This window comes from Exiguobacterium indicum HHS 31 (assembly GCF_001939065.1).
In the GTDB taxonomy this organism is placed as follows: domain Bacteria; phylum Bacillota; class Bacilli; order Exiguobacteriales; family Exiguobacteriaceae; genus Exiguobacterium_A; species Exiguobacterium_A indicum.
Genome location: NZ_MPSZ01000001.1, coordinates 1,542,415 through 1,567,940 on the forward strand (window position 1 = coordinate 1,542,415; position 25,526 = coordinate 1,567,940).

Annotated in this window: 24 protein-coding genes; 6 read left to right on the forward strand and 18 right to left on the reverse strand. The window is 46.7% G+C overall.

Going from position 1 to position 25,526, the window contains the following annotated elements; all coding sequences use genetic code 11:
- The first annotated feature begins 8 nt into the window (after nucleotides 1-8).
- Complete coding sequence (locus N179_RS08240; RefSeq protein ID WP_075642610.1) at nucleotides 9-434, forward strand: divergent PAP2 family protein; 426 nt, start codon at nucleotides 9-11, stop codon at nucleotides 432-434.
- Between the two features lie 59 nt (nucleotides 435-493).
- Here N179_RS08240 and N179_RS08245 read toward each other — a convergent pair whose 3' ends face one another.
- From N179_RS08245 to dnaE, 11 genes are all read right to left on the reverse strand, one after another.
- Nucleotides 494-1,633 carry a zinc-dependent alcohol dehydrogenase gene (locus tag N179_RS08245; protein ID WP_023469032.1) on the reverse strand — a complete coding sequence of 380 codons (1,140 nt, stop codon included), beginning with the start codon at nucleotides 1,631-1,633 and terminating at the stop codon, nucleotides 494-496.
- 455 nt (nucleotides 1,634-2,088) lie between these two features.
- Entirely contained in the window at nucleotides 2,089-3,027 is a 939-nt protein-coding gene (gene mdh, locus N179_RS08250; RefSeq protein ID WP_075642611.1) for a malate dehydrogenase, read from the reverse strand.
- 22 nt (nucleotides 3,028-3,049) lie between these two features.
- On the reverse strand, nucleotides 3,050-4,324 hold the full coding sequence (gene icd, locus N179_RS08255; protein WP_023469034.1) for an NADP-dependent isocitrate dehydrogenase: 1,275 nt from the start codon (nucleotides 4,322-4,324) through the stop codon (nucleotides 3,050-3,052).
- A 71-nt stretch (nucleotides 4,325-4,395) separates the two neighbouring features.
- Nucleotides 4,396-5,508 (reverse strand): citrate synthase, encoded by a 1,113-nt coding sequence (gene citZ / locus N179_RS08260; protein ID WP_023469035.1) that lies wholly within the window; start codon nucleotides 5,506-5,508, stop codon nucleotides 4,396-4,398.
- 218 nt (nucleotides 5,509-5,726) lie between these two features.
- Nucleotides 5,727-6,197, reverse strand: coding sequence for a DUF441 domain-containing protein (locus N179_RS08265; RefSeq protein WP_023469036.1), 471 nt, complete (start codon nucleotides 6,195-6,197; stop codon nucleotides 5,727-5,729).
- 59 nt (nucleotides 6,198-6,256) lie between these two features.
- Nucleotides 6,257-8,005 (reverse strand): pyruvate kinase, encoded by a 1,749-nt coding sequence (gene pyk / locus N179_RS08270; protein WP_023469037.1) that lies wholly within the window; start codon nucleotides 8,003-8,005, stop codon nucleotides 6,257-6,259.
- Nucleotides 8,006-8,070: 65 nt separating this feature from the next.
- The gene (gene pfkA / locus N179_RS08275) at nucleotides 8,071-9,039 is read right to left on the reverse strand and encodes a 6-phosphofructokinase (RefSeq protein ID WP_023469038.1); all 969 of its coding nucleotides are present in this window, start codon (nucleotides 9,037-9,039) and stop codon (nucleotides 8,071-8,073) included.
- Nucleotides 9,040-9,186: 147 nt separating this feature from the next.
- Nucleotides 9,187-10,122: an acetyl-CoA carboxylase carboxyl transferase subunit alpha gene (gene accA, locus N179_RS08280; protein ID WP_023469039.1), complete on the reverse strand. Its 936-nt coding sequence runs from the start codon at nucleotides 10,120-10,122 to the stop codon at nucleotides 9,187-9,189.
- A complete protein-coding gene (accD, locus tag N179_RS08285; RefSeq protein ID WP_023469040.1) occupies nucleotides 10,109-10,969 on the reverse strand; it encodes an acetyl-CoA carboxylase, carboxyltransferase subunit beta in 861 nt (286 codons plus the stop codon). The genes accA and accD overlap by 14 nt, the downstream gene beginning before the upstream one ends.
- A 21-nt stretch (nucleotides 10,970-10,990) precedes the next feature.
- Complete coding sequence (locus tag N179_RS08290) at nucleotides 10,991-11,509, reverse strand: FadR/GntR family transcriptional regulator (protein ID WP_023469041.1); 519 nt, start codon at nucleotides 11,507-11,509, stop codon at nucleotides 10,991-10,993.
- A 102-nt stretch (nucleotides 11,510-11,611) separates the two neighbouring features.
- Nucleotides 11,612-14,773, reverse strand: a complete 3,162-nt coding sequence (gene dnaE / locus N179_RS08295; RefSeq protein ID WP_075642612.1) for a DNA polymerase III subunit alpha — start codon at nucleotides 14,771-14,773, stop codon at nucleotides 11,612-11,614.
- Nucleotides 14,774-14,918: 145 nt separating this feature from the next.
- Here dnaE and N179_RS08300 point away from each other — a divergent pair, with 145 nt between their 5' ends.
- Complete coding sequence (locus N179_RS08300) at nucleotides 14,919-15,113, forward strand: YtzJ family protein (protein WP_023469043.1); 195 nt, start codon at nucleotides 14,919-14,921, stop codon at nucleotides 15,111-15,113.
- 65 nt (nucleotides 15,114-15,178) lie between these two features.
- Here the strand turns inward: N179_RS08300 and N179_RS08305 are convergent, their stop codons facing one another.
- Nucleotides 15,179-16,114 carry a DHH family phosphoesterase gene (locus N179_RS08305; protein ID WP_075642613.1) on the reverse strand — a complete coding sequence of 312 codons (936 nt, stop codon included), beginning with the start codon at nucleotides 16,112-16,114 and terminating at the stop codon, nucleotides 15,179-15,181.
- A 63-nt stretch (nucleotides 16,115-16,177) separates the two neighbouring features.
- Between N179_RS08305 and N179_RS08310 the strand changes: the two genes are divergently transcribed.
- A complete protein-coding gene (locus N179_RS08310; RefSeq protein ID WP_023469045.1) occupies nucleotides 16,178-16,486 on the forward strand; it encodes a YtpI family protein in 309 nt (102 codons plus the stop codon).
- 51 nt (nucleotides 16,487-16,537) lie between these two features.
- Here the strand turns inward: N179_RS08310 and N179_RS08315 are convergent, their stop codons facing one another.
- The gene (locus N179_RS08315) at nucleotides 16,538-17,848 is read right to left on the reverse strand and encodes a DRTGG domain-containing protein (protein ID WP_023469046.1); all 1,311 of its coding nucleotides are present in this window, start codon (nucleotides 17,846-17,848) and stop codon (nucleotides 16,538-16,540) included.
- A 155-nt stretch (nucleotides 17,849-18,003) separates the two neighbouring features.
- On the opposite strand from N179_RS08315, the gene N179_RS08320 reads away from it, so the two are divergent.
- Nucleotides 18,004-19,107, forward strand: coding sequence for a M24 family metallopeptidase (locus N179_RS08320; RefSeq protein WP_023469047.1), 1,104 nt, complete (start codon nucleotides 18,004-18,006; stop codon nucleotides 19,105-19,107).
- A gap of 253 nt (nucleotides 19,108-19,360) precedes the next feature.
- On the opposite strand, the gene N179_RS08325 is transcribed toward N179_RS08320, so the two are convergent.
- Nucleotides 19,361-20,086, reverse strand: a complete 726-nt coding sequence (locus N179_RS08325; protein WP_075642614.1) for an SDR family oxidoreductase — start codon at nucleotides 20,084-20,086, stop codon at nucleotides 19,361-19,363.
- A 154-nt stretch (nucleotides 20,087-20,240) separates the two neighbouring features.
- On the opposite strand from N179_RS08325, the gene N179_RS08330 reads away from it, so the two are divergent.
- On the forward strand, nucleotides 20,241-20,678 hold the full coding sequence (locus tag N179_RS08330; protein ID WP_029342342.1) for a universal stress protein: 438 nt from the start codon (nucleotides 20,241-20,243) through the stop codon (nucleotides 20,676-20,678).
- A gap of 107 nt (nucleotides 20,679-20,785) precedes the next feature.
- Here N179_RS08330 and N179_RS08335 read toward each other — a convergent pair whose 3' ends face one another.
- The 4 genes from N179_RS08335 to tpx all read right to left on the reverse strand — a co-directional run bounded on the left by N179_RS08335 (nucleotide 20,786) and on the right by tpx (nucleotide 24,528).
- Nucleotides 20,786-21,391 (reverse strand): 3D domain-containing protein, encoded by a 606-nt coding sequence (locus N179_RS08335; protein WP_075642615.1) that lies wholly within the window; start codon nucleotides 21,389-21,391, stop codon nucleotides 20,786-20,788.
- Nucleotides 21,392-21,695: 304 nt separating this feature from the next.
- The gene (locus tag N179_RS08340; RefSeq protein WP_023469051.1) at nucleotides 21,696-22,907 is read right to left on the reverse strand and encodes an acetate kinase; all 1,212 of its coding nucleotides are present in this window, start codon (nucleotides 22,905-22,907) and stop codon (nucleotides 21,696-21,698) included.
- Nucleotides 22,908-23,027: 120 nt separating this feature from the next.
- Nucleotides 23,028-23,936 carry a class I SAM-dependent methyltransferase gene (locus tag N179_RS08345; protein WP_023469052.1) on the reverse strand — a complete coding sequence of 303 codons (909 nt, stop codon included), beginning with the start codon at nucleotides 23,934-23,936 and terminating at the stop codon, nucleotides 23,028-23,030.
- A gap of 100 nt (nucleotides 23,937-24,036) precedes the next feature.
- Nucleotides 24,037-24,528 carry a thiol peroxidase gene (tpx, locus tag N179_RS08350; protein ID WP_035396538.1) on the reverse strand — a complete coding sequence of 164 codons (492 nt, stop codon included), beginning with the start codon at nucleotides 24,526-24,528 and terminating at the stop codon, nucleotides 24,037-24,039.
- Nucleotides 24,529-24,700: 172 nt separating this feature from the next.
- Here tpx and N179_RS08355 point away from each other — a divergent pair, with 172 nt between their 5' ends.
- Nucleotides 24,701-25,516 carry an NAD kinase gene (locus N179_RS08355; protein WP_023469054.1) on the forward strand — a complete coding sequence of 272 codons (816 nt, stop codon included), beginning with the start codon at nucleotides 24,701-24,703 and terminating at the stop codon, nucleotides 25,514-25,516.
- Nucleotides 25,517-25,526: the final 10 nt, after the last annotated feature.

The following is a 25,526-nucleotide window of genomic DNA, read 5'->3' on the forward strand; positions in this document are numbered from 1 at the left end:
TAGAATGTATGGAATGGAACCATCCCCTTTTTGCAGCCATCACGGCGTGGTTCATCGCTCAAGCAGCGAAGCTTGTCACGAGTTTGGTTCGGACACGAAAGTTCGACCTGGAAATCATGTTTGCTTCCGGTGGTATGCCTAGTTCACATAGTTCGACTGTCGTCGCCTTAGCCGTTGTCATCGGTTTTCAGGAGGGCTTCTCGTCTCCGATTTTCGCACTGGCTGTCATCTTTGCGACAATCATCATGTATGATGCGACCGGTGTCAGACAAGCAGTCGGTGTTCAGGCAAAACTACTCAATGATTATTTCAAAGGAATTCGCCATGAGACCCCTCTCCTGAATGAGCTCGTCGGTCATACCGAGTTTCAGGTGTTCGTCGGTCTGTTACTCGGACTAGTCGTCGGTCTTCTATGGCCCGTCTTCTTCTTTTAATCCTATGATGTACAACAGCCCATCCAATAATCGGATGGGCTGTTTGAGTATGATATAGCTTATGGTTTCAAGACGACCTTGATACATCCATCTGTCCGATCATTAAATGTCTGATAGGCAGAAGCAGCATCATCAAGTGCCACTCGGTGTGTCACGATATCCGTCGGATCAAATTCTTGATTGATGATTTTCTGGAACAGTTCCGGCATCAAATGAATGACTGGTGCTTGTCCCATTTTCAGCGTAATATTTCGGGTAAAGAAATCGCCAAGTGGAAACTGATTATATTTTTTAGCGTAGACGCCTGTCAACTGCACAGTACCAAATTTCCGGACAGCGTCCTTTGCAATGTCAATGGCACTCAACGTTCCACCTTGTAGACCAATCTTTTGTTCAATTTTTTCTACAGGGGACATCTTCCCATCAAAACCGACGCAATCAATTACGACGTCTGCTCCACCTTGTGTCAGCTCTTTAATATACGCACCACTTTCTGCGTGATCCGAGAAATTTACTGTCTCGACTTTATTCGTGACTTTAGCATGATTTAATCGATACACTTGATCATCCACCGCAATGACTCGCTTTGCTCCTTGCATCCATGCAAATTTTTGTGTCATTAGTCCAACTGGTCCTGATCCGAGTACGACGACCGTATCTCCTTTTTTCACACCCGCATGCAGGACACTCCAATACGCCGTAGGTAAAACGTCAGATAAGAACAATAATGCCTCATCTTCTAATTCGCATGATTCAGGAATCACGAGTGGCATGAAATTCCCGAACGGAACTTTTAAATATTCCGCCTGACCACCGGGATGTCCACCAAACTCTTCTGTAAAACCGAAGTACCCACCTGTATCGACATGGGGATTTCCGTTCGAGTTATCACATTGACTCTCCATATCATGTTCACAAAAGAAACAGTGACCACAAGCAACATTAAACGGTAACACGACGCGGTCGCCACGCTTGACCTTCGTCACACCTGGTCCAACCTCTTCAACGATGCCCATCGGTTCATGACCAATGACATAATCTTTGTGAGCCGGCATATTTCCTTGATAGATGTGTAAATCTGATCCACAAATGGCAGTCGATGTGATTTTGACGATGATATCATCGTTTTTATCAATCGATGGATCCTGGACTTGTTTGACTTGAACATCTTTTGCTCCTTGGTATGTTACGGCGCGCATATGGCATCCCCCTTAGTGGAATAAAATGACGTACCTTTGTCCTTACCCTAATACAATCTTTTTTTCTACATGTTTATTGAAATTGGAACTTTTCTCCTATGTGTATCGTATGTTGTGAAAAACACACTTTACACAATTAACCTATGAATGAAAGGAGGCACTCGCGTGGCACGATGCACCGTTTGTCGTCAATCCTGGTCTGCTCGAACAATCTATCGTTTAATGTGGTCTGCTCACGGACTGCCCTGTCCGCATTGTCAAAACTCACAACACCTCCATATGGAACATCAAGGTCACTTCCTTCGAATCGGATATTTGATTCCGTGGCTGACATTTCTTCTTATACTGGTCTGCCCTTGGTATGCCAAGTTATCGCACTATGCTTCTCCTCATCGATTATGACGAGATGAAAAAAGACGAACTTGTCGAAAGTGACAAGTTCGTCTTTTTTTGAATCAAGATTTTAATAAGTCGAGTACAGAACGGACTGTAGAGGCAGAGCGATTCAAAGCCTCTTGCTCCTCAGTCGTCAGTTCGAGTTCATAGACATGCTCGACACCGTTTCCGCCAAGAATGACCGGTACACCGAAATACATATCGTCATATGCATATTCGCCTTCGAGATAAGCAATGGCAGGTAGAATACGTCGCTGGTCCTTCAAGATCGCCTCGACCATCTCAGCAATTGCTGCTGCCGGTGCGTAGTAAGCGGAACCGTTTCCGAGTAACTGAACGATTTCACCGCCGCCTTTACGTGTTCGGTCAACGATCGCCTCTAACCGCTCCTTGGATATCAGTTTCTCGATTGGAATGCCTCCCGCCTGAGAATAGCGCAGTAGTGGCACCATGTCATCCCCGTGTCCGCCGAGTACGAATCCCGATACATCCTTTACAGAAACGTTCAGTTCCTCTGCTAAGAATGTCCGGAAACGTGCCGTGTCGAGGACACCGGATTGACCGATGACACGCTCTTTCGGAAAACCAGATGCTTGATAGACTGTATACGTCATCGCATCGACCGGATTCGTCAAAACGATGATGATTGATTCCGGTGCATGCGCGACGATTTCCTTCGTCACAGCCGTCATGACGGCAGCATTCGTACTCACGAGGTCCTCGCGGCTCATCCCTGGCTTCCGAGCGATACCGGCAGTGATGACGACGATATCCGCACCGTTGATGTCGGCATAATTCGATGTCCCTTTTACTGAAGCATCAAACCCGAGGATCGGCGCTGCCTCTTGCATATCGAGCGCCTTTCCTTTCGTCGGATTCTCTTGCTCGGGTCGGTCGACGAGGACGACATCTCCTAGCTCTCGCTGAGCAAGATAGAGTGCTGTCGTTGCGCCCGTAAAGCCACTTCCTATGACTGCGATCTTCTTCCGTCTGTTCATCGACTCATTCCTCCTGATCGGATTACATGTTTTTGATGAGTTCGTCCGCGAATTCAGAACACTTCACTTCAGTCGCACCATCCATGAGACGTGCGAAGTCGTATGTGACGACTTTCGATTCAATCGATGTTTCCATCGATTTGATGATGAGATCTGCTGCTTCGTTCCAGCCGAGGTGACGGAACATCATTTCGCCTGACAAGATGACAGACGATGGGTTTACTTTATCAAGTCCAGCGTATTTCGGTGCTGTACCGTGAGTGGCTTCAAAGATCGCATGACCTGTCATGTAGTTGATGTTTGCTCCAGGTGCGATTCCGATACCACCGACTTGTGCAGCAAGTGCATCTGAGATGTAGTCACCGTTCAAGTTCATTGTCGCAACGACATCGAACTCTTTTGGACGAGTCAAGATTTGTTGTAAGAAGATATCAGCGATTGAGTCTTTCACGATCAACTTACCAGCAGCTTCTGCGTCTGCTTGTGCCTTGTTCGCAGCATCTGTTCCTTTTTCTTCCTTGATGCGATCGTACTGGTTCCAAGTGAAGACGTGCTCTGCGTATTCACGCTCAGCAAGCTCGTAGCCCCAGTTTTTGAAAGCACCCTCAGTGAACTTCATGATGTTTCCTTTATGAACGAGCGTCAATGAAGCACGTTTGTTCTCGAGTGCATATTCGATTGCTGCACGAACAAGGCGTTCTGTTCCCTCTTTTGAAATCGGTTTGATTCCAAGACCAGATGTCTCAGGGAAGCGGATTTTATTGACACCCATTTCGTTTTGAAGGAACTCAAGCAGTTTTGCAGCGCCTTCGCTGCCTTCTGCGTATTCGATTCCGGCGTAGATGTCTTCAGTATTTTCACGGAAGATGACCATGTCTGTATCTTCTGGGCGTTTAACCGGTGAAGGAACACCTGTGAAGTAACGAACTGGACGAAGACATGTGTACAAATCAAGCTCTTGACGTAGAGCAACGTTCAACGAACGGATTCCGCCGCCGACTGGTGTCGTAAGTGGTCCTTTGATTGCGATGATGTGCTCGCGAATGAGGTCAAGTGTCTCTTCCGGTAACCAGTTGCCTGTTTTGTTGAATGCTTTTTCACCAGCGTAGACTTCTTTCCATTCGATTTTCTTTTCACCGTTGTATGCTTTTTCAACTGCTGCATCAAACACACGTACCGCTGCGTTCCAGATGTCAGGTCCTGTTCCGTCACCAATGATGAACGGAATGATTGGAGCGTTTGGAACTTGAAGTGTACCGTTAGTTACTGTGATGTTTTCGCCTTGAAGTGTAGCCATGTCTAAAAATCCCCCTTAAGTAATTGTAATCTACATCAAAAATCAGGAGAGGATTGCTCCTCCCCGTCCTTTTAACGTTCTTGGATGGACACGTATGTCCGGTGCGTTTCACCCGTGTAGTCTGCACGCGGGCGAATCAGACGGTTATCGCTATACTGCTCTAAAATGTGCGCCAACCAACCTGACATCCGACTTACTGCAAAGATTGGAGTGAATAGTTCTGTATCAAGTCCAAGTGCATGGTACGTAGAAGCGGAATAGAAATCAACATTTGGTTTCAATCCTTTTTCCGATTGGACGATTTCGTCGATCTTAACTGACATCTCATACCATTTCGGCTCCCCGATTTGAGCAGTCAGCTGACGACTCATTTCTTGAAGGTGCTTCGCACGTGGATCGCCGTCCTTGTAGACACGGTGACCGAAGCCCATGATTTTTTGCTTGTTCTCAAGTTTATTATGAACATACTCGTCAACCTTTTCAACCGAATCAATTTCTAACAACATCTTCATGACGGCTTCGTTCGCGCCACCGTGAAGTGGTCCTTTTAATGCGCCCATCGCTGCCGTCACACCTGAGTAGACGTCAGAGAGCGTCGCGACACACACGCGTGCTGTGAACGTCGAAGCGTTCAACTCGTGGTCAGCGTGAAGAACGAGCGCTTGGTTGAAAGCTTTTTCTGCAACTTCCGTTGGCTCTTCACCCGTCAACATGAACAAGAAGTTTCCTGCGTATGAAAGACCCGTTTTAGGTGCGATCGGCTCTTGTCCTTTTTTAATACGGGCGTAAGCTGTGACGAGTGTTGCGATTTGTGCCTGTAATTTGATGGCTTTAGCGTAATTCGCCTCAGTCGACATATCTTCCGATGTCTCATCGTAAAGCGCGAGTTGAGAGAGCGCTGTTCGAATCGTCGCCATCGCATTCGCCGACTTCGGTGCTGCCTTCATTGTTTCAAGAACGGCAGTCGCAACCGTTGCTTCGGAAATGAGTGCTTCCGATAGTTGCTTCAATTCCTCTTCTTTTGGTAGACGGTCGTTCCACAACAAGAAGACGACTTCCTCAAATGAGGCGTGCTCCGCCAAATCATCAATCGTATAACCGCCATACGTCAATTGACCATCGATGATCGAACTGATTTTCGATGAAGTCGCGACGATTCCTTCTAAACCTTTAGTTTGCGTCATGACAATAATCCCCCTTTTTTTCCCCAGAAATTTAAAACGCTTTCATTTCCGTATTGAAAAAAAGACGTCCACTCAAGAGTCGTTCCCCATGCTTGTAGCGCTGTACTCTTGAATAGACCATCTTGTTTCTGTTCTTAGTATAAACAAAAATACCCAAAAAGTGAATGAACTTGCATACTATTATCAAAAAATTAATTCAGTTACTTTGCTGATTCGGCTCATCCTGTGAACGCTTTTGCGATGACATCCCACATTCCAATGACGAGCGCCGCGATTCCAGCACCAATCAATGGTCCAACCGGTACACCTCTAAAGAGTCCGACTGCAAGAATCGTTCCAGCTAGCAAGGCTGTCGTCACGAGTGGATCTTCTTTCATCAGTCCAACACCGTGTGCTGCGACGATTGCAACAAAGATTCCTGATAAAAATGAGATGATGCCGATGTGTCCCCGAATACTTTGGAGCAACTCCTTAAATCCGATATCCCCTGCTGCAATCGGTACGAGGATCGCTGCCGTGATCAATGTGACGCCCCACGTGATCCCTTTTGCCTGTAAGGAAGGAAACAGTCTACCATCCAGCCCGATCGCCTTGATGATCAGCAGGAAGGCTGCAGCGATGATTAATGATTTATTTTGTGCGATGACCCCAATGAAGACGAGGGCAATCAAAAAAAGATAAGCTTCCATACGTCCTCCTCATACAAAAAAAGACGGACATGACCTAAGTCACGTCCGTCATGAATGGATTATGCGTTATATAGTTTACCTGTCAATGGATCGATTGAGATCATTTGACCGTCTTTGAAGACTGTCAATGCATCTTCGACACCAACGATGACTGGTTTACCGAGTGATGGTCCAACGATTCCAGCATGGCTTGTCAATCCGCCATCAACTGTGATCATCGCTGCAGCCATCTCGATTGCAGGCATCATGTCACGATCAGTTGAGTTCGTAACGAGGATCATGCCTGGCTTCGCTTTCGCGTTTGCTTCTTCAGCATTGTTTGCGATGACGACTTCGCCAACGACTCCACGCTCACCGATACCGCGACCGTTTGCGATCTCTTTACCGACGATGTGGATTTTCAACATGTTCGTTGTACCAGCAGTCAAAGCAGGAATACCTGCTGAGATGACGACGAGATCACCATCTGTGACGAAACCAGCGTCTTTTGCTGTGTCCGCAGCAAGTGTCAACATGTCATCCGTGTTGTCTGAAAGATGATCAACGACGATTGGGTACACGCCCCATACGATGTTTAACTGACGTGCGACACGTGCGCTTGGTGTAACCGCGACGATGTTTGGCTCCGGACGGTATTTCGAGATACGTGCAGCCGTGTAACCCGATTGTGTCGGTGTCAAGATTGCTTTTGCGTCCAAGTTGATTGCAGTGTGCGTAACCGCTTGAGCGATTGCATCCGTTACTGTGTGCTCACTACGTGTCTGACGATCTTTCAACAAGAGCTTGTAGTCGAGCATTTTTTCTGTACGTTTTGCGATCGAGTGCATCATTTGGACAGATTCGATTGGGTAGTCCCCTGCTGCTGTCTCACCTGAAAGCATGATTGCATCCGTACCATCAAGAATCGCGTTCGCGACGTCTGATGCTTCAGCACGTGTTGGACGTGGGAAACGTTGCATCGAGTCAAGCATTTGTGTTGCTGTAATGACTGGTTTACCGAAGTCGTTACAAAGCTTGATCAAGTCTTTTTGAGTTGGCGTGACTTCTTCCGTTGGAATCTCGATACCGAGGTCACCACGCGCTACCATCAAACCGTCCGAAATCGCAAGGATTTCTTCGATGTTATCGACACCTTCTTGGTTCTCGATTTTCGGGAAGATTTTGATATGGCTCGCGTTGTTTTTCTCAAGCAATTGACGAATCGCAACGACGTCTGACGCACGGCGTACGAAAGATGCCGCGATCAAATCGATATCGCTCTTGATACCGAACTCGATATCCGCAATATCTTTTTCTGTCAAAGCAGGAAGGTTAACCTTCACGTTTGGCAAGTTAACGCCTTTTTTCGTCTTGATGACGCCTTCGTTTTCGATGGAACAACGAAGCTCACGGTTCGGAAGTTTTTCAGTGACACGAAGACCGATGAGACCGTCATCAAGCATGATCATCGAACCAACTTCGACGTCATCATAGAGTCCTTCATACGTGACTGAGAATTTATCTTTCGTTCCGACGATTTCGTTTGCGTCTCCGCTAACGATGATGACTTCTTGACCACGTTCGAGAAGCGCTTTTCCTTCTTCAAACGAATGTGTCCGGATTTCTGGTCCTTTCGTATCAAGAAGAATCGTAACGATTTTGTTTGCTTCTTTCGCTGCACGACGGATATCCGTGATACGTGCACCGTGTTCTTCATAATCGCCGTGTGAGAAGTTCAAACGAGCGACGTTCATACCTGCTTCAATCATTTCTGGAAGACGTTTTTCTGACGCCGGTCCAATCGTACATACAATTTTAGTTCTACGCATATTCCATAAACCTCCTACGGTGTTTGGCCAAGTTCTCTTGTCCATTTCAATCCTATCGACGTTCGTTAAATCGAAAGCTGTTTTGAAAGCTCAAGAATATCAAGATCCAGCTCATGTTTATTTTCGTCGAGTGCCTCATCGATATCGAGATCGATCATCTTACCACCACGTACACCTACGACACGTCCTTGTTTTCCTTGAAGTAGGATTTCGATGGCATGCGCCCCCATCCGACTTGCAAGTACACGGTCCGCTGCCGTTGGTGCTCCACCACGTTGAACGTGACCAAGTACCGTGACGCGTGTATCGAGACCTGTTTCTTTTGCGATAGCGTCTCCCACGTCCTGAGCACGACCTGCTCCTTCAGCGACGATGACGATTGAGTGCTTCTTACCGCGGTCGACACCACTTTGAATACGGGAAAGCACTTCTTTTAAATCTTCAGGACGCTCGGGAACAAGAATCGATTCTGCTCCACCAGCAAGTCCTGCATATAATGCGATATCACCCGCATCGCGTCCCATGACTTCAATGACATACGTTCGCTCATGCGACGATGCCGTATCACGGATTTTATCGATCGCTTCAAGCGCCGTGTTGAGCGCTGTATCAAAACCGATCGTATAGTCCGTTCCAGGGATGTCGTTATCGATCGTACCTGGAAGTCCAATTGTCGGGAAACCAAGTCCCGTCAATTTTTGGGCACCACGATACGACCCGTCTCCGCCTACGACGACGAGTGCATCAATTTCAAATTTCTTTAGATTGACGACCGCTTTTGCTCGTCCTTCTTCTGTACGGAACTCAGGGCAACGTGCTGAACGTAGGAACGTTCCGCCTCGTTGAATGATGTCACCGACTGATCCAAGGTTCAACTGGACGATGTCCCCGTTGATTAATCCTTGGTAGCCATTGTAGACACCGAATACTTCTAAGCCATGAAAAATCGCTTTACGCGTGACAGCACGCACCGCAGCGTTCATACCGGGTGCATCGCCGCCACTCGTTAAGACAGCAATCCGTTTTAAACTCACGTTAATCACCTCTCCATTAATCTGAATCTAAAATAGCACGTTGTTTTCTTGTTTTACAACAGGGCAGATTGCATAAACTTTCACTAGCTTTTTCATCATCGATTCCGGAAATGAGGAATATCAATCATGATAGCGATTACATGGTGCTTATGTGCCAATTTGGTGATATTTTTCAGTCCGCTGATCAATGAGCTCTTCCTTGGTCAGATGAACCAATGATTCGAGCTTCTGTACCAATACAGTTTTTAATTTATCCGCCTGTAATGACACATCGAGATGCGCCCCTCCGACGACTTCTGGAATGATGGCATCCGCGATCCCGAGTCGTAATAAATCAGGCGCTGTGATTTTCATCGATTCTGCCGCTTTCTCCGCAAGACTTGCATCTTTCCATAACAATGCTGCAGCACCTTCAGGAGAGATGACCGAATACGTTGAATTCTCGAGCATCAAGAGTTGATCACACACTCCGATTCCTAAAGCACCACCTGATCCACCTTCACCGATGACGATTGAGATGATTGGAACCGTCATACCAGCCATCTCAAACAAGTTTTTCGCGATGGCCTCACTCTGACCACGTTCTTCTGCTGCACGTCCTGGGTAAGCCCCTTTCGTGTCGATGAACGTAATGATTGGTCGATTGAATTTCTCCGCTTGTTGCATGAGACGTAGTGCTTTTCGGTACCCCTCCGGATGTGGCATCCCGAAATTACGACGAATGTTTTCTTTTGTATCTTTTCCGCGTTGATGACCGATGATCGTCACTGGACGACCATTCAGTGTTCCGATTCCACCGACGATTGCCGCATCATCATATCCATGACGATCGCCGTGCAACTCGATGAAGTCTTCACAAATGGATTCAATGTAATCGAGTGTCGTTGGACGTTCTGGATGACGTGCCAATTGAACGCGATTCCACGCTTTCATATTCCCGTAAATATCGAGTTCTAACCGATGAAGGCGTTCTTCAAGAAGTTGGAGTTCTTCCTTGAAGTCTAGTCCTTGTGTTTCCGCCATATCATGGAGCTCAAGAATTTTTTCGCGTAACGCGATGACTGGTTGGTCAAATGGTTGCATGGTTCGTTCCCTCCGCATGTAGCTTTAAGATTCGCGTATAGTACGTTTTCAGATCATGTCGTGATACGACATCGTCCAGTTGACCTGCTTGTAATAAGAATTCTGCTGTTTGGAAATCTTCCGGTAGTTTTTCACGTATCGTCTGTTCGATGATCCGTCGACCTGCAAACCCGATCAACGCCCCCGGTTCAGCGATGTTAAAGTCACCGAGCATCGCAAAACTTGCTGATACCCCGCCGGTCGTCGGATGCGTCATACAAGAAATATAAAGTAATCCAGCATCTGAATGCTGTTTTAAGAAGAGACTCGATTTCGCCATCTGCATGAGACTAACCATTCCCTCTTGCATCCGTGCTCCACCTGAAGCGGAGAAAATCGTGACAGGTAGACGATGTTTTGTTGCGTAACGAACCGCTTCAGAAATCGCAGCACCGACTGCTGCACCCATCGAGCCCATGCGGAATCGTGCATCCATGACACAAGCGACGAGTGGGTGACCATTCACATTCCCGACGCCACAGACGATCGCTTCCTCAAGACCCGTTCTGACTTGGTCGCCCTTTAATTTTTCCGGGTAATCCTGGAATCCAAGCGGATCCGCTTGAACTGCCGGTAAGTCGAAATACGTCACCGAACCTTCATCGAATAATTGCGTAAAACGTTCTTGCGCGGTCAACGGGTGATGATACCCACATGAACAGACACGTAAGTTCGCCTCCAGTTGTTTCGTATATTGGATTAATTTACATTTCGGACATTTCGTCATTAGGCCAACTGGCACATCGACACGCTGCTCCTTCGAAGTCAGCGTGACGAACTTTTTAGGTTTTCGAAAAAATGCTTGCACGTTCAGTTCCCCCTTGTCATCCTATGGGCGGTTCAAGAGTTGTTCCCGTTCCGCCTGCGTATAGAGTTCCCCTTGACCGAAGCTTTTATGGAAGGCATTGACTTGTCGCCAGATTCGTTCAAACAAATCGTTATCGACCGTCTGAATCAACGTCTCACGAAACGCTGCATCGGATGATACGACTGGTGCAAGCACCGAAAGGTCATCCAGCTGCGTGAGCGCTGCTTGCTCAAGCAAGCGGAGCGTTCCTGCCAAGTCTTCGAACTTCGAATCGCCAGTCACTAAGAATTGAGCAATGATTTGAATATAGGTATGATCGTCACGGTTCAATAGAAAGCTTCCGCCTCCATGTCGTGTCTCGACGATCCCTAAATAAGCGAGCGTCCGTAATGCTTCTCGCACGGACGGTCGACTGATGGATAGTCGTTCTGCCAGTTCCCGTTCTGATGGAATACGGTCTCCTGGAACTAATCCATCTTGTTCGATCATCAATTTAATCGCCGCGATATTGGCTTCAAACGCATTTCGTTTCTTCTCCATATCGATACGGCACCACCTTTCTGACCCTTCAGTCGGTTGCTTCAATCGGTGGCATTGGTCAGACCAATTACCCCTTATTATAACAAATCTTATTACCTAGTACTAGTTTGAGCGGGGGACATTTTTCAGGACGACATGATCCTCGCCAAACCGAATACGTAGCCGAGCCAGTAATTCCTCATCATGCTGCACTGCATAGAGCGGCGGTAACGATTTCGTCTCGCGTGAATCCGCGTAGCGAACGACGATTGGAATATCGCCTGGTACTGCTTCAAGCAACTGTTCGAGTGCGGCCAGCTCATTTTTTGATGTTAACTTGACGAATAGCACATCTTGCCCAAGCGGACGCAGACGTTCCAAAATGAACTGACGCTCCCCTTCGCGATCCTGCACCTTTAGTTCAATCAGCAAGACGTTCCCTAAATAAAGTGATCGACGGAATCGTTCATATTGATTCGGGAAGACGACGACCTCTTCATTCGAATATCCGTCGACTGCCTGAATGACCGCCATCGTTTGACCGCGTTTCGTCTTGAACTCTCGAATCTGATCAATATAACAGACTAAATAATGTGTTTCCGAACCGACGCCAAGGTCATGGAAATAAGCAGATTCAACCGGAGCTTTCATTGCTGTCGTCAACGGCGAATACGTCAACCAGAACCCAAGCGCTTCCCGTTCTAATCGTGCCCAATCGGAATCACTTCGTTTCGAGGACTTCTGTGTCCGGCGTTTCCCGAGAATTGCCAACTCGTCTGGAAGTAATGTATTCGACGACTCAGTGAAATATTCGAGTACTTCTTGTTCAGCGAGTCCGCGATCGCCGTGTGTCGCTCGATCTAGCGCACCACTGTAGAGTAACAATTCGATTTTTGCGCGCTCCTTCTTACCCCATCCGACGTGGGTCAATAGATCAGCAATCGTCGCCGTGTGCTTTGATGCTTCCTTTACACGTTCGAACTCTCGCTCGGAAATACCTTTAATCACATGTATTCCGAGACGAATCCCTTTGCCTTCTAACGAAGAACGGTAATCGGAAATCCAGACGTCCGGCGATAGGACAGGAAGACGTCGTTCGCGCATCAATCGGACGAGACGCTCCGGTTGTTCGACCGAGACGAGTAAGAAAATGTGTGGGAAATGCGCTTTGATATATCCGAGGGCGTAACTAATCTTTGAATAGGCGACCGCATGGCTTCGGTTGAATCCATACCCAGCAAATCGCTCAATTTGTTCATAGAGTGAATGTGCAATCGCATCATCGAATCCATTCGATTTTGCTCCTTCGAGAAAACGAACCCGTTCCTGTTCGAGCGAATCCGTACTTTTCTTAGAAATCGCACGTCGTAATAAATCTGCTTGTGCGAGTGTAAATCCAGCCACTCGACGAGTGATTTCCATGACTTGTTCCTGATAGACGATGATGCCATACGTTGGTGCAAGTACGTCTTCTAATACGGGATGTAACATCTGATAAGGTTGACCAGCTTTTCGTTTCGCGTACAGATCAATGAATTTCATTGGTCCCGGACGATAGAGTGACATCGTTGCTACCAAATCCTCGAACCGATTCGGTTTGACTTCGCGCAACGTCTGTTTCATACCTGTCGACTCGAATTGGAAAATATCATCCGTCTCGGCGCGGGCAAAGACTTGGAATGTCGCGCGGTCTTCTTCCGGAATTTGCGTGAACGTAAAGGATGGCTGTTCTCGTCGAATCAATTCTTCCATCCGACGCAAACGACTGAGATTTCGTAATCCTAACAAGTCAATTTTCAACAATCCTTGACGTTCCAATGCCTGCATCAAAAACTGCGTCACATAGCGTTCATTTGGTCCCGTTTCAACGGGTGTCGTCTCGACGAGCTGTTCAGATCCAATGACGACGCCAGCCGCGTGAACCGAACGTTGTCGCGGGAGACCCTCGACCGCTTGCGCTAGTTGCAACAGTTGCCGGCGCTTTTCGCTTCCAGAGAACCAGCGATATGTCTGTTTGTTTTGTTCGATTCCTTGTAACGTCGTGGATTTTCCAAGCTGTTTGACCGCAGCATCTAATTCATCCTTCGAAAACTCTAGCGTCCGTCCGACGTCTCGCAAAGCGGCTTTGGCACCGAGCGTCGACAATGTACCGATTTGAGCGACGTGATCTTTTCCATAACGCATCACGAGATCCTCTAATACTTCTTCGCGTCGTTCATCTTCGATATCGATATCGATATCCGGCATCGAAATCCGCTCGGGATTCAAGAAACGTTCGAATAGTAATCCATACTTCAATGGATCCACCGTCGTGATCCCAAGCGCATAGCTGACAAGTGATCCAGCTGCTGAGCCTCGACCGGGTCCAACGAAGATGCCTTTCGCTTTTGCACTACGTACGAGTTCTTCAACGATTAAAAAATAATCGGCAAATCCTGTCTTATGGATGACTGATAGTTCATAAGCGAGACGTTCCCGCGCTTCATTACTTTCATGACCATGTGCCAGTAACCCTTCCTCAGCACGTTTCCGTAATAACGCATTCGAGTCTTCCGCGACACGCGGCAGTGGACGTTGTTGAAACGGTAATTCCAAGCGTTCAGATGTCGTAGCAAACTGCTCCGCCATCGTAATTTCTCGCTCGGTAAAGTCTTCGAGTAACTCTTCCCGGGTCTTTAAATGCATCAGACGATCTGTCTTTTGGTCTTGGAACGTCGTCGCTTCACCAATCGCACGTATCGCTTGATACGCTGACGCTTCATCTCGACGGATGTAACGAACGGGATCGACTGGGACGGTCTCAACACCAAGCGCTGCTGCGACTTCGCGGTAACGCGCACGACTCTCTCGTTCGACCGTTGAGCGACTAGAGGTCACACCCATATATGTACGCGCTCCTTGAACATGTCCCATCCATTGAACGAAGGAACGACGTAGACGCGTCGCATCTTCAGAGGCTTGACGCAGTGGCACGAGCACCGCGATCAGTGATGAAACTTCAGTCTCCCCTTGTTGACTGGCTAGTCGATACAGTTGACGCAGTCCATCAGAAGAAAAAGCAAACCATAAGATACAAAATTCTTCTTCTTCGATTCGTTGCTCCCATCCGACGATCGGTTGCATATTTCGACGCTGACATGCATCGATGAATGCGGGAACTCCTGTTAATGTCGTCTCACAGATGACCGCTCGTCCGATGTGTCGACGGACTAGTTCATCGAGATAGGGCTCGATTCGAACTAAACTCTGCAATGGACTAAACTGCGTTCGAACATTTATATGCATCTTCCATTCTCCTTTCTCTTCTGATGGATGTTTTAAAAGTTTTCAGAACCTTCATATCTAACTGACTCAAGTACTCGCCATCTGATTTATTATTCGATACAATAAGTATAGAAATATCATGACGGGTACGGAAGGAGCGTTTCTCATGATTTTGAATCGCAGTCAAATCGCACGTGAAAAAGTCGAACAATTAAAGCTCGGTGTTACCGCTTTTACTGAAACGGAAGAAATCGCTGAGAAGATTCGCAAATCTGTCGCTGAACTTCAACTGAATGTCATTGAAGATCACACAGATCGTGGCGTTTGGTTCATTCCGCAAGACGAAACAAAAACGCAATAAGCGTAAAAAGGCTGTTCGCTTCGCTTCCTCAATGAGAGGAGTGAGACCGAGCAGCCTTTTTCCATTTAAAACTGGAAGTTAGCAGCGACCTCGTCCAGACGACGGATGACACGTTCGACTTCACTCAACTGTCCAATCGTTGCACCAGACGCCATCGGATGTCCACCACCATTGAATTCTTTTGCTACTTCATTGATGACGGGACCCTTCGAACGAATCCGGACGCGAACCTCCGTGTCTGTCTCAAGGAACAATGCCCAACACTTCATGCCTTTTAAACCGGCAAAACTATTGACGAGCAACGATGCTTGTTCAACCGTTGCGCCAAACTGCTTCAACGTATCTTGTGTCAATACGACATAACCGACACCTTGATCCGTCAATTGAATTTGTTGCAGGACGTATCCTTGTAAATGAAGCGCCGCAAGTTCTGTTTCGTACATATTACGATACAACCAGTCCGTATCGATTCCTGCATCAATCAATTGCGCTGCGACTTCAAATGTTCGTTTCGTCGTACCACGGAATTGGAAACGTCCCGTGTCACCGACGATCCCAGCGTAGAATTGAATGGCAGCTGATGCTGGAATCTCGTATCCCCATTCGTTCAATAAATGAACGAGCAGTTCCGATGTCGAACTCATCGTCGTATCGACGAGTTGTACTGGTGCGTATGGATCTTCATCCGGATGATGGTCGATTTTAATGACGTCTTTTCCTGTCATTGCGACCTTCCCGTCAATCCGCGCTTGATTCGCTGTATCCAGAATCACGACTAACGCCTCTTTGTATAATTCATCGTCTACTTGATCGAGCTCTCCCATGAATGACAATGATGTCGCCATTTCTCCGGCCGTTAATACCGTTTTGCTAGGGAATTGATGTTGTAACGTCAATTGCAAACCGAATTGACTACCGAGTGCATCGGGATCCGGACGTTCATGACGATGAATGATGATCGTATCTGCCGCTTCAATCATTTGTTTGATTTGCTCTTTCACTGTGCACAGCTCCTCTAATCTTGATATGATATGAGATGAAGACAAAAAGGAGGTCCTTTTAACATGCAATTCATCCTCATCGCCCTCATCGTTTTCTCGCTTGGTGGGTATTTGTTAGCAAAACGCCGCGCGTTCCATACGAAAAGCACGAACCGAAAATACTTGTTCAATACGCAAGCGAGCATTTGGTTGAGCTTGTTCGTTATCCTATTTGCCGTCAACCAGTTCGTTTCTGGAAACGGATTAACGACACTCGTCGGGAAAATCGTTTGTTCCATTTTAATCATCGTCGGTGTTGCTTCATTCATCGCCGGATTCATCCGTTACAAAAAGATTTATCCGTATGTCGTCCGCGAGATGGAGCAATCCTGAGCTAGATTCAGAGGAACCGAAGTCCATTGACTTCGGTTCTTTTTGGTTCATTTAACGATCGATGAGTTGGGATGTCACGAGTGCCTTCGCAACGATTTGTGTGCCTTGATACATCTCGACATCGACTTTCCCGAATTTTCGACCGACGTCAAAGACATTCGCCCGGATCGTTACCGTGCTCTCGATTTGAACAGGTTTAATGAAATAGATGCTGACGTTTTCGATGACAAGGTCACCTTTCTTCATGTGACGCAACATTCGCGTCGCCCCTTCGACTAGAAGTGTCGTCAACACCCCACTCGAAGCAGTCCCCATGAAGTTCGTCATTTGTGGTGAGACCTCAAGCGATAAGTACGGTCCCCGTTCGTCCTCTGCCGCCTTGATTTGCCCCGTGATTAGATCGTCGAACGTCTCTCCGACTTGTGGCTGACGATTCGCGAGTTGCAGTGCCTTGAGGACGTCTTGACGGCTAATGATCCCGAGCAATCGACCGTACTGGTCGATGACCGGTAACATCTCGATTCCTTCCCAGACCATCTGATGCGCAGAATTCGTGACACTCGTTCGAATACCGACCGTGATCGGATGACGGGTCATGACTTTTTCAACAGCCCAGTCATGTGGACGGTCAATGATGTCCTTCGCTGTCACGACACCAACGACCTTCATTTGTTCATCGATGACGGGATAACGATTGTGTTTCGTCTGTTCGTTCAACTCGTGCCAACGTGAAATCGGGTCCGTCGTCTGCAAATAGAACGTATCATGCAACGGAATTAAAATATCCGAAACGAGTAAAATCTCTTTTTTGATCAATCGATCATAAATCGCTCGGTTGATCATCGTCGCGACCGTGAACGTATCGTAGGACGTCGAAATGATCGGCAACTCCATCTCATCTGCCAGTCGTTTTGCATCCTCCGTCGTATCGAAGCCACCGGTAATCAATACAGCAGCTCCAGCTTCAAGCACGAGTTCATGTGCTTTTTCGCGGTTTCCGATGATGACGAGACTATCGACATCGATATAGCGCATCATCGCTTCGAGCTTCATTGCGCCAATGACGAATTTCGTCAACGTCTTGTGTAATCCATTTCGACCACCGAGTACCTGACCGTCGACGATGTTCACGACTTCCGCGAATGTCAGCTTCTCGATATTTTCTTTTTGTTTCTTTTTAATCCGAATCGTTCCGACTCGCTCAATCGTCGAAACGAACCCTAAATTTTCTGCTTCCTTGATGGCGCGATAAGCCGTCCCCTCGGATACGGTCAAATCCTTCGCGATTTGTCGGACGGAAATCTTTGTTCCGACATCAAGATCTTCGATATGTCGAATGATCTGTTCGTGTTTCGTAGGCATACTGTATCCCTTCTTTTCCTTTTTTCTACTCTCCTGTCATTATACTGTACTACTCTAAAGATGAAAACGTGTACTAGTCTGATTTACGATAAATGTTTTTCGAACCGGACGATGATATACTTATGTAGAAAATGAGTAGAGAGGTGGAATCATATATGAGCGAACGTACGAATCAAATCAGTGAATTCCTGAAAGAACAAGGAATCGACTTAGCCGTCGTCACTTCGAAGGCAAATGTGTTTTACTTCTCAGGAGTCTACGCTGAACCCCACGAACGTGTCATGGCGGTCCTCGTCGATGTAACCGGCAAACATGTATTATTCTGTCCGGCACTCGAAGCAAGTATCGTTGCAGCGAGTCCTTGGGAAGGAGACGTCGTGACGTATGAGGATCACGAAAACCCATTTGATCGATTAGCAGAATTATTCGCGACATTCGAGCACTCGAATAACCGAATCGGTATCGAAGGAGAACACATGACGTTTAGTCGCTATCAGGAACTAAGCTCACGTCTCGAGAACGCAGCCATTCTTGATATCGGTGAGTCTTTACAAGCGCTTCGTCTGAAGAAAACACCGGAAGAAATCGCTATTCTTCAAGAAGCAGCCACACTTGCGGATGAAGCAATCGAAATCGGTAAACAAGCAATCCGCCCAGGGATCACGGAAATCGAAGTCATTGCAGAAATCGAATATGAAATGAAGAAAAAAGGTGTCCGTGAGATGTCATTTGATACGCTTGTCCTATTTGGTGCAAACAGTGCTGATCCGCACGGTGTACCCGGCGACCGTGTCATCCAAGAAGGCGACTTCGTCTTATTCGACCTCGGCGTCGTTTGGAAAGGCTACTGTTCCGATATTACACGGACCTTCATTTATGGCGAAGCGAACGAAGAACAGAAAAAGATCTATGAAACGGTTCGCCAAGCACTTGAAGCCGCGACAGAAGCGAGTCAGATCGGCACGACACTCGGTGCGTTAGATAAGGCAGCCCGTGACGTTATTACAAACGCTGGCTACGGACAGTACTTCACGCACCGTGTCGGTCACGGACTCGGAATCGAGGTTCATGAATTCCCGTCCCTCGCGTCAAACAACCTACTGACGGCTGAAGCTGGTATCGTCTACACACTCGAACCAGGCATTTATGTTCCAGGTGTCGGTGGCGTCCGTATCGAGGATGATATTCATCTCACTGCGGAAGGTCCAGTTGCGTTAACTCGCACACCAAAACATCTTCAATCCATTCCGTCATCTTAACTCAAGAAAAATGGAGCTGACTCAACAGTCAGTCTCTACAAAGATAAGGGTGGCAGAATGATAATCTGCCACCCTTATCTCGTGGATGACGCGTCACACGCCACTCCTACAGGAAAAGCGCATTTATGCGCTGTCAGAGACGAACAAGACCCGCTTTCCTGCTTAAATGAAGCAGGAAAACTGGCTTGTGTCTCGCCTGAGGAAAGGGCGTGAAAAGACGCGTCATTCTTTTTTGAGTCAACCTCATTTTCTCTTACTTACGGGATTGATGGACGACATTGACGCCACCTGTCACATCGAGGATTGCTCCCGTGATCATACTTGATTCTTCTGCCAACAAGAAAGAGATCGTGCGAGCGATATCTTCTCCGACACCCGTTCTTCCGACCGGCGTCGCCTCATCTTGCTCCGCTTCAGAAATCAACTTCGTCTTATTGTCACCGACGATGTTTCCTGGGTTAACCATGTTGACCGTGATGCCGTGCTCTGCCTCTTCAAGCGCTACACTCTTCGTCAAACTCACCATCCCGCTTTTAGCAGCAGCGAACGCTGCCCGGCATACCCATCCTGGCGCTGTTGCACTTTCCGGGAAACCGTACGTAATGATTCGACCGTAGGCTTGCTTACGCATGACGGGCAATACTTGACGCAACAGCCAAAAACTAGCTGTCAGATTTCCGGTGATCACTTCATTCCATTCCTGATCCGTGTAATCCACCAATGCTTTTCGTTCGAATATATAAGGTCCTGCATTAAGTATCAACGCATCAACCCGACCTTGCTCGTTGATTGCTTGTTGGGTTGCGCGTTCCAATTCTTCTTGATTCGTCACATCCGCTTGAATCGTCATGAGATTCGGATGTGTAAATTCGGGTTCGGAACGATGAAACGCTGTCACTCTCCAACCTTCTTCCAGTAACTGGCGCGTCACTCGTTCTCCCAGTCCTTTTGTACCTGCTGTAATTAACGCGTGCCTCATCTTGGCATCGCCCCCTTTCACTGACTCCATCTTACGACGGAACAGAAAGGAAGGACAATTTTTAGAACTCACTGAATGTTTCATCCGCTCCCAGTAAGAGAATGGTATAATTAGGTTGTACTCATCATATCGATTACGAAGGGATGGATTCATCATGGCAATCGTCTATCATAATGTACTCGTAGCAGTAGATGGCTCAAAAGAGGCAGAACGTGCCTTTGAGACGGCAATCGATGTTTCATTGCGGAATGATGCAAAATTGATCATCGCACACGTCATTGATACACGGACATTCGCAACAGTAGAAGCCTATGACCGCACTATCACGGAACGTGCCGAATCTTACGCGAAGGAATTGCTAGACGAATACGTCAAGACTGCTCAAGATCGCGGTGTACAGGAAGTCGAAGTAGCGATTGAATACGGCTCACCGAAAGTAACGATCGCCAAAAAGCTTGCCCCTAATCATGATGCTGATTTAATCATTTGTGGCGCAACTGGTTTAAACGCTGTTGAACGTTTCTTCATCGGTAGTGTCTCTGAAAGCATTACGCGTTACGCAAAATGTGACGTCTTGATCGTCCGTTTATGAATCACTCTTCGTCAAAAAGCCTCTCTTCCTTCATTTCAAAGGAAGAGAGGCTTTTTGACGATCTGCTTAAATAAAAAACCATCGAACCAATGTCCGATGGTTTGCAATCATTTGTATTTTACTGTGACCGAACGACGACCCCAGTTGAATGCTTCTGAACGAGAGTAGTAAAGGATATCCATCTTTTTCCCTTTAATGGCACCGCCAGTATCAGCAGCTGTATACGTCCCTTTTAATTTCCCTTTGTAATACACTTTCACTGTCGAACGAAGTGGAATGACACGTGGATCAACCGCTACGACTTTCTTTTTCGAGCTTTTGATGTTCCAACCGATTGCTGTCAGATTACCACTACCTGGATCATATGGTGTATAAGCTGTTGCACTTACGTTCGTGATTGTTTTCCAACCACCTGTCGATTGTTTTTTCGATCCACTCGATTTTACGAGTTTCGAGTATTTCGCGCTAAGATAAGCCGTTTTACCTTTGTAGCTTACTTTGTACCAGTTCCCTTTTTTTGCTTTGTACGATAACGTTTGGTTCTTATATAGAAGACCGAGTTTTTTCGACGAAGTAGTTGCTTTTTGACGAATGACTAGGCTATCGACTGTTGACTTGACGCTTTTCTTAGTTGCAGCCTCTGCTTGAAGACCTGCGAACGAACTGAGTGCTAACACGACCGTTAAAACACTTGCGAGCATCCGTTTCATCATGTATTTTCTCCTCCATCATTGTTTCGTGTTTGTTAACTGAGATTAATATACATGACAAAATGAGAGCGTGCCGTTACATATAGACCACAAAAATATGTCTGTACTATTACTTTTATGTTACAAAGGACTCATTTTTTTAAGAAATCGCCCTTTTTCAGGTTTATTTTTACAGAGATGACGATTCATTTTTCGTTATATGACAAACACCGTAACAATAGATCGTACGTTCGTATATTTTCATTCTTAGATTTCATCAAAAAAAGGACTGAATCGTCGGAATAACGACTCAGTCCTTTTGACACAATTATGCGTTTTGAGCAACCAATCCACCAACACGAACCGTGTCGCGTGCAATCATCAATTCCTCATTCGTTGGAATGATGATGACTTTGACTGGTGAGTGTGGGTAGTTAATGAATAGTTCTTCTCCACGAGCACCATTGTTGAGTGATGGATCCCAGTAAACGCCCATGAATTCAAGACCACGTAAGACACGCTCACGGATTGAATCTGAGTTTTCTCCGACACCGGCTGTGAAGATGATCGCATCGACACCATTCATCTCAGCAGCGTATTGCCCGATGTAACCGTGGATACGGTTCGCAAAGATACGGAGTGCCATCTCTGAACGATGGTTTCCTTCTTTAGCAGCTGTCTGGACATCACGCAAGTCACTTGAAAGACCTGAAAGACCGTAGATTCCAGACTCTTTGTTCATGACGTTCAAGACGTCTTCTGCTGTTTTCCCTGTTTTCTCCATCAAGAATGGAATCAACGCTGGGTCAAGTGAACCAGAACGTGTTCCCATCGTAATCCCTTCAAGCGGTGTGAAGCCCATTGTCGTATCGATTGATTCGCCACCCGAAACTGCTGCGATCGATGCTCCGCTACCTAGGTGACACGAGATCAAACGGAGGTCTTTTAACGGACGACCGAGTAATTCAGATGCACGTTCCGTAACGTATTTGTGGCTCGTACCGTGGAAACCATATTTACGGATACCGTATTCTGTATAGTAATCATACGGCAAGCTGTAAAGGAAGTTTTCTTCTGGCATCGTTTGGTGGAACGCCGTATCGAAGACTGCCACTTGTGGCACTTCCGGAAGCAATGCTTGGAATGCCCGAATTCCGATCAAGTTTGGTGGAATGTGAAGTGGTCCGAGTTCTGTGTACGACTCGATATCGTGCATGACTTCATCTGTAATCAATACAGAGTCTGCATATTTTTCTTTACCATGAAGCACACGGTGTCCAACACCTTTAATCTCATCGTAAGACGAGATGATTCCGAACTCCATCAATTTTTCGAGTGACAACTCGACTGCTTCTTTATGTGTTGCAAGTGGGAGGACATCTGTATACTTTTGTCCTTCACCATATTTGATCGTAAAGATTGCATCGTCTTTACCGACGCGTTCAACGAGTCCGACTGCGATCATCGTTTCGTTCGGCATTTCGAGCAATTGGAACTTCAAAGACGAACTACCTGCGTTTACCGCCATAATTTTTGCCATGATTTTTCCCCTTTTCCATTTGAATCCAATGAACATTCACATCTGTTTAGGTTTTCTTCTATTTCTGTTCTACAACTAGAATAGTCAAATTAACGACAGATTTCAATCACTTTGCGTAATTCATTTTAATTCTGTGTTAATCCATTCATCAATCTGTTTCACCATACCACCAAACGCGCGAGCATCTGTGAACGATGGCAACTCAGCAAGCAATGCTTGTTTTGGCATCTTCATACCGGCTAAATGATTACGGACGATCAAATAACTTTTTGCTGCCTGTTCTTGTTTGAACATCGTGAGCGGTAACTGCAAAATACCGATGACATGCGCTTTTGATTCGAAGTACTGTTTCAACTTCCCTTCCGTATCATGTTGAAACAGTCCGTTCGGAATGACGAAGACACCGAATCCGCCTGGTTTGACGTATTGCATCGCTTGTTCAATCAACAAGAAATGACTGTAGCTCATGCCTTCGTCTCGTTTTAAGATGTAAGAAGCGGCAGCCTCTTCATCTGGATAATAACCGACAGGAAGATCAGCCATCGCAAGATCAACTGGATCTAACAATAATGGTCGTAACGCATCTTGATGGGTATACGTGACTGGATAGTCGAGTAATTCCGTTACCGCTGCTGATAAACGAATCAATGTCTCATCTACCTCGACCGCCTCAGCGGATGTACCTGTCGAAAGCTGACTTAAGACGGCATGCAACATACCGCCTGTCCCACTCCCCAACTCAAGTAGCCGGATGTCCTCCTTACCTACCAATTTCCCGATTAGATAACCAGCAAACAAAGCGACGCTGTCTGGCGTCGGCAAATGGTTCGGTTGTGCTTGTTTCATCCCTTCTAGAATAGCAAGCGATACTGCCTTACGAATGACCTCTTTGTCTACATTTTCAGTATGACGATCGTTCAATCGATCAATCACCGTCGTCAACGCTTCTAAATAGGGCATATCAAGATCACGTTCGATTTGTTTTGTTTGACGTGTTAATTCCTTATATAACTTTTCTAACGGCTCCATGTACGTCATCCTCTCCAAAACGAAACGGCCCCCCGTAGAGCGGGAGCCGTTTCTATCATTAGTTCCATTGTAACGCTTCAGCGGCGTTTGTAAACCATTCTTACTTCGCTTCACGTGCTGCAGCGAGTGCTGCTTCGAAATTGACTTCGTCTGTTGATTCTTCAAGATATTCAACGTACGTGATCTCGTTGTTTGAATCAAGAACGAAAACGGAACGGGCAAGCAGGCGTAATTCTTCGATGGCTACGCCGTACTGTGTACCGAATGAAAGGTCACGGTGATCAGACAACGTTACGACTTGATCGAGACCGCTTGATGCGCACCAGCGACGTTGTGCGAATGGAAGATCGTTTGAGACCGTCATGACCGTCACACCTTCGATTGTTGCTGCTTCTTCATTGAATTTGCGTGTCTGCGCATCACAAACGCCTGTATCGATCGATGGAACGACGCTGATGATCCGGACACCTTGATATGTATCACGTGTTACCGGTGATAAGTCGTTAGCTAACACTTGAAAGTCAGGTGCTGTTTGTCCGACTTGAACCGCTGTACCTTGAAGTGTGATTGGATTTCCTTTAAATGTTGCCATTATGAATTCCCCTTTTCCCCTGATTGGATATACTGTATTTTCTATTTAACTATAGGAATGATCCGCGAAGATGGCAAGCGTTCTGCCATAATTGATGGACTTCAGTACCCGTCTTTCCAAAAAACAGGTATAATGAAAGAGTTCATGAAACGCTTTCAAGGGGGAATTGACCATGGCTCGAAATAATGTCTACCTGTACTACCGAAATACACAAAGACACGAGACGCAGGTGCGAAAGTTGATTGATGTCGGTACACGATACGGACTGAACGTCGTCCAAGATCACCGACAAGCAAACATCATCGTCTCGATTGGTGGAGATGGGGCTTTCTTGCAAGCGGCACGCTTCACAGGTTTCCGTGATGATGCCATCTATGTCGGATTCGCTGAAGGACCAAACTCGTTCTACTGTGATTTTGATATCAATGATCTTTCTGCGGTCGAAGCGATCTTTAAAGAGACAGGCAACCGTGTCTCGGATGGTGAAATCGAAGTACGTCGTTATCCACTGCTCGAAGCATCCATCAACGGTGGACCACCGATGCTCTGTCTGAACGAATGTTCCGTGAAGTCGAGCATCATCAAATCACTCGCAATCGAAGTCTATATCGACGACTTCCTGTTTGAGACATTCCGCGGGGATGGAATGGTCATCTCAACACCGACGGGCTCTACGGCTTATAACAAGTCACTCTCTGGTGCGATCGTCGATCCATTGATCCACTGTCTTCAAGTCAGCGAAATTGCTTCCGTCAACAACAACCGGTACCGGACACTCGGTTCTGCTTTCCTACTGAACCGTGGACGGAAACTTTCGTTACGCATCATCGAAGACGGAAACGACTATCCGATCATCGGGATGGATAACGAAGCACTCAGTCTCACACGAACAGATTCAGTCGATATCCAGCTTTCTGAAAAAGAACTGAAAACCGTCAAATTGACGAACAATACATTTTGGCATAAGATTCAACGCTCGTTCTTATGACAATAAAAAA

What these genes read in the sequence shown, in the direction of transcription:
- N179_RS08355 (WP_023469054.1), top strand. Translation starts at nt 24,701, where the DNA reads ATGGCTCGAAATAATGTCTACCTGTACTACCGAAATACACAAAGACAC.
- citZ (WP_023469035.1), bottom strand. Translation starts at nt 5,508, where the DNA reads ATGACGCAAACTAAAGGTTTAGAAGGAATCGTCGCGACTTCATCGAAA.
- N179_RS08335 (WP_075642615.1), bottom strand. Translation starts at nt 21,391, where the DNA reads ATGATGAAACGGATGCTCGCAAGTGTTTTAACGGTCGTGTTAGCACTC.
- tpx (WP_035396538.1), bottom strand. Translation starts at nt 24,528, where the DNA reads ATGGCAACATTTAAAGGAAATCCAATCACACTTCAAGGTACAGCGGTT.
- N179_RS08245 (WP_023469032.1), bottom strand. Translation starts at nt 1,633, where the DNA reads ATGCGCGCCGTAACATACCAAGGAGCAAAAGATGTTCAAGTCAAACAA.
- N179_RS08330 (WP_029342342.1), top strand. Translation starts at nt 20,241, where the DNA reads ATGGCAATCGTCTATCATAATGTACTCGTAGCAGTAGATGGCTCAAAA.
- N179_RS08315 (WP_023469046.1), bottom strand. Translation starts at nt 17,848, where the DNA reads ATGCCTACGAAACACGAACAGATCATTCGACATATCGAAGATCTTGAT.
- N179_RS08290 (WP_023469041.1), bottom strand. Translation starts at nt 11,509, where the DNA reads ATGGAGAAGAAACGAAATGCGTTTGAAGCCAATATCGCGGCGATTAAA.
- N179_RS08340 (WP_023469051.1), bottom strand. Translation starts at nt 22,907, where the DNA reads ATGGCAAAAATTATGGCGGTAAACGCAGGTAGTTCGTCTTTGAAGTTC.
- N179_RS08265 (WP_023469036.1), bottom strand. Translation starts at nt 6,197, where the DNA reads ATGGAAGCTTATCTTTTTTTGATTGCCCTCGTCTTCATTGGGGTCATC.
- icd (WP_023469034.1), bottom strand. Translation starts at nt 4,324, where the DNA reads ATGGCTACACTTCAAGGCGAAAACATCACAGTAACTAACGGTACACTT.
- N179_RS08240 (WP_075642610.1), top strand. Translation starts at nt 9, where the DNA reads ATGGAATGGAACCATCCCCTTTTTGCAGCCATCACGGCGTGGTTCATC.
- N179_RS08300 (WP_023469043.1), top strand. Translation starts at nt 14,919, where the DNA reads ATGATTTTGAATCGCAGTCAAATCGCACGTGAAAAAGTCGAACAATTA.
- accA (WP_023469039.1), bottom strand. Translation starts at nt 10,122, where the DNA reads ATGCAACCATTTGACCAACCAGTCATCGCGTTACGCGAAAAAATTCTT.
- N179_RS08320 (WP_023469047.1), top strand. Translation starts at nt 18,004, where the DNA reads ATGAGCGAACGTACGAATCAAATCAGTGAATTCCTGAAAGAACAAGGA.
- mdh (WP_075642611.1), bottom strand. Translation starts at nt 3,027, where the DNA reads ATGAACAGACGGAAGAAGATCGCAGTCATAGGAAGTGGCTTTACGGGC.
- N179_RS08310 (WP_023469045.1), top strand. Translation starts at nt 16,178, where the DNA reads ATGCAATTCATCCTCATCGCCCTCATCGTTTTCTCGCTTGGTGGGTAT.
- dnaE (WP_075642612.1), bottom strand. Translation starts at nt 14,773, where the DNA reads ATGCATATAAATGTTCGAACGCAGTTTAGTCCATTGCAGAGTTTAGTT.
- pyk (WP_023469037.1), bottom strand. Translation starts at nt 8,005, where the DNA reads ATGCGTAGAACTAAAATTGTATGTACGATTGGACCGGCGTCAGAAAAA.
- N179_RS08345 (WP_023469052.1), bottom strand. Translation starts at nt 23,936, where the DNA reads ATGGAGCCGTTAGAAAAGTTATATAAGGAATTAACACGTCAAACAAAA.
- N179_RS08325 (WP_075642614.1), bottom strand. Translation starts at nt 20,086, where the DNA reads ATGAGGCACGCGTTAATTACAGCAGGTACAAAAGGACTGGGAGAACGA.